Source organism: Mycobacterium sp., from assembly GCF_049280035.1.
In the GTDB taxonomy this organism is placed as follows: domain Bacteria; phylum Actinomycetota; class Actinomycetes; order Mycobacteriales; family Mycobacteriaceae; genus Mycobacterium.
The window spans coordinates 1-3,501 of record NZ_JBAPPI010000616.1 but is presented as its reverse complement, the minus strand read 5'-3'; the positions used below and the strand labels follow the sequence as shown (position 1 = coordinate 3,501).

The 3,501-nt window shown below is 62.8% G+C and carries 1 protein-coding gene and 1 pseudogene; one reads left to right on the top strand and one right to left on the bottom strand.

Annotated elements, in window-relative coordinates:
* A partial coding sequence (locus WAN71_RS19810) for a multifunctional oxoglutarate decarboxylase/oxoglutarate dehydrogenase thiamine pyrophosphate-binding subunit/dihydrolipoyllysine-residue succinyltransferase subunit (RefSeq protein ID WP_422226959.1) occupies positions 1–2,960 on the top strand: 2,960 nt, incomplete at its 5' end.
* Positions 2,961–3,174: 214 nt separating this feature from the next.
* Here the strand turns inward: WAN71_RS19810 and WAN71_RS19805 are convergent.
* Positions 3,175–3,501 (bottom strand): annotated as a pseudogene (locus tag WAN71_RS19805) (MMPL family transporter); the annotation flags it as partial.

The window sequence follows — 3,501 nt, the reverse complement described above, 5'->3', positions numbered from 1 at the left end:
CCAACACCCTGAGCGCCGATGACCTGACCGGCGGCAATCTGACTCTGACCAACCCCGGCGGCATCGGGACGATCGCCTCGGTCCCGCGGCTGATGGTCGGCCAGGGCACGATCGTGGCCACCGGCTCGATCGCCTATCCGGTTGGCCTGGAGCGCGTGGCCAAAGCGATCGGGGCCGAGAAGGTCATGACAATGACCTCGACCTACGACCACCGCATCATCCAGGGCGCGGAGTCGGGTGACTTCCTGCGCACCATCCACGAGATGCTGCTCTCGGACGATTTCTGGGACGAGATCTTCCGGGAAATGGGCGTCCCGTACTTGCCGATTCGGTGGAGCACGGACAACCCCGACTCGATCGTCGACAAGAACGCCCGCGTGATGGAGTTGATCGCCGCGTACCGCAACCGCGGCCATCTGATGGCAGATATCGACCCACTGCGCTTGGACAACACCCGGTTCCGCAGCCACCCCGATCTCGAAGTGCTGACCCACGGCCTGACACTGTGGGACCTCGATCGGGTGTTCAAAGTCAACGGCTTCGCCGGTTCCGAGTACAAGAAGCTGCGCGACATTCTGGGCCTGTTGCGCGACGCCTACTGCCGCCACATCGGCGTGGAGTACACCCACATACTCGACCCCGAACAGCAGGAGTGGCTGGAAGAGCGCGTCGAGACCAAGCACGTCAAACCGACTGTGGCCCAACAGAAATACATTCTGAGCAAGCTCAACGCAGCAGAGGCTTTCGAGACGTTCCTGCAGACGAAGTACGTCGGGCAGAAGCGGTTCTCGCTAGAAGGCGCCGAAAGCACCATCCCGCTGATGGATGCCGCGATCGACCAGTGCGCCGAGCACGGGCTCGACGAGGTGGTCATCGGCATGCCGCACCGGGGTCGACTCAATGTGCTGGCCAACATCGTCGGCAAGCCGTACTCCCAAATCTTTTCGGAGTTCGAAGGCAATCTCAATCCCGCCCAGGCACACGGCTCCGGCGACGTCAAATACCACCTCGGGGCCACCGGCGTATATCTACAGATGTTCGGCGACAACGACATTCAAGTGTCGCTGACCGCAAACCCGTCGCACCTGGAGGCAGTCGACCCGGTGCTGGAGGGCCTGGTTCGGGCCAAGCAGGACCTGCTCGACCATGGGGCCACCGATAGCGAAAACGAAAAAGCCTTCTCGGTGATGCCGCTGATGCTGCACGGCGACGCCGCGTTCGCGGGCCAGGGCGTGGTCGCCGAGACGCTGAACCTGGCGAAGCTGCCCGGCTACCGCGTCGGCGGCACCATCCACCTCATCGTCAACAACCAGATCGGCTTCACCACCTCGCCGGAGTACTCCAAGTCCAGCGAATACTGCACCGACGTCGCGAAGATGATCGGCGCGCCCATCTTCCACGTCAACGGCGACGACCCGGAGGCCTGCGTGTGGGTGGCGCGCCTGGCCGTGGACTTCCGGCAGAAGTTCAAGAAAGACGTCATCATCGACATGCTGTGCTACCGACGCCGCGGGCACAACGAGGGCGACGACCCGTCGATGACCAACCCCGCCATGTACGACGTTGTTGACACCAAACGTGGGGTCCGCAAGACCTACACCGAAGCGCTGATCGGTCGTGGCGACATCTCGATGAAAGAAGCCGAGGACGCGCTGCGCGACTACCAAGGCCAACTTGAGCGGGTTTTCAACGATGTCCGCGAACTGGAAAAGCACGGAGTCCAACCGAGCGCATCGGTGGAGTCCAACCAGATGCTCGCCGCGGGACTCGACACCGCGGTGGACAAGGCGTTGCTGGCCCGCATCGGCGACGCATTCCTCGCCCTACCCGACGGGTTCACCGCGCACCCACGCGTCACGCCGGTTCTGGAGAAGCGCCGAGAGATGGCCTACGAGGGCAAGATCGACTGGGCGTTCGGCGAACTGCTGGCGTTGGGTTCGCTGGTGGCCGAAGGCAAGTTGGTGCGGCTATCCGGGCAAGACACCCGCCGCGGCACCTTCTCCCAGCGGCATTCGGTGATCATCGACCGCCACACCGGCGAAGAATTCACGCCGCTGCGGCTGCTGATGACCGATCGGGACGGCAACCCGACCGGCGGCAAGTTCATGGTCTATGACTCGCCGCTGTCGGAGTACGCGGCCGTCGGCTTCGAATACGGCTACACCGTCGGCAATCCGGACGCACTTGTCTTGTGGGAGGGCCAGTTCGGCGATTTCGTCAACGGTGCCCAGTCGATCATCGACGAGTTCATCAGCTCCGGCGAGGCGAAATGGGGCCAACTGTCCAGTGTCGCGCTGCTGCTGCCGCACGGACACGAAGGCCAGGGCCCCGACCACACCTCCGGGCGCATCGAGCGTTTCCTGCAGCTGTGGGCGGAAGGTTCGATGACGATCGCGGTCCCGTCGACGCCGGCCAACTATTTCCACTTGTTGCGTCGGCACGCCCTCGACGGTGTCCAGCGCCCGCTCATCGTGTTCACGCCAAAGTCCATGCTGCGCAACAAAGCCGCGGTGAGCGACATCAGAGATTTCACCGAGGACAAGTTCCACTCGCTGCTTGAGGAACCTACTTACGCCGAAGGCACCGGAGACCGCAGCAAGGTGACCCGAATCCTGCTGACCAGCGGGAAGCTTTATTACGAGCTCGCGGCCCGCAAGGCCAAAGACAACCGCGACGACATCGCGATCGTGCGCATCGAACAGCTTGCCCCGCTGCCGCGCAGGCGACTCAGCGAAATGCTGGACCACTACCCGAACGTGAGCCAATACTTCTGGGTGCAGGAAGAGCCGGCCAACCAGGGCGCATGGCCCCGCCTTGGCTTGGAGCTGCCCGAGCTGTTCCCCGAAAAACTGGCTGGGATCAAACGCATTTCGCGCCGTGCCATGTCAGCGCCATCATCGGGCTCGTCGAAGGTGCACGCCGTCGAACAGCAGGAGATCATCGACTTGGCATTCCGTTGAGCCACTGAAACCGATGTTGCGCAGTCAACTGCGCGGCAAAAGGCTATCGGTGGTAGGCGTGTCGATGATGAATTGAACCGTTGCCGGTCAACGCGCCGTTACCGTTCGCTACGCCGTTGCCGTTCGCCACGCCGTTGCCGTTGCCGTTGCCGTTCGCGGCCGCGGGGATCTCGATTTCCGCCGTGTCCTGGGTATCAACGTGGTCGTCGGTGCGAGCCGCGCGTGAATAAACGTTCATTGGCCACCAGAACCAACGTCCCAGCATCGCGGCCACGGATGGCGTCATGAACGAGCGAACGATCAAGGTATCGAACAACAGACCGAGACCAATGGTGATACCCACCTGGCCGACAGCGCGGTTGTCGCTGACGATCATGGAGGCCATCGTGAATGCGAACACGAGGCCCGCAGCCGTCACGACTCTGCCTGTGCCGCCCATCGCGCGAATGATGCCCGTCTTCAGCCCGGCGCCGATCTCCTCTTTGAACCGCGCGACCAGGAGCAAGTTGTAGTCCGATCCCACCGCCAAAAGAATGATGAC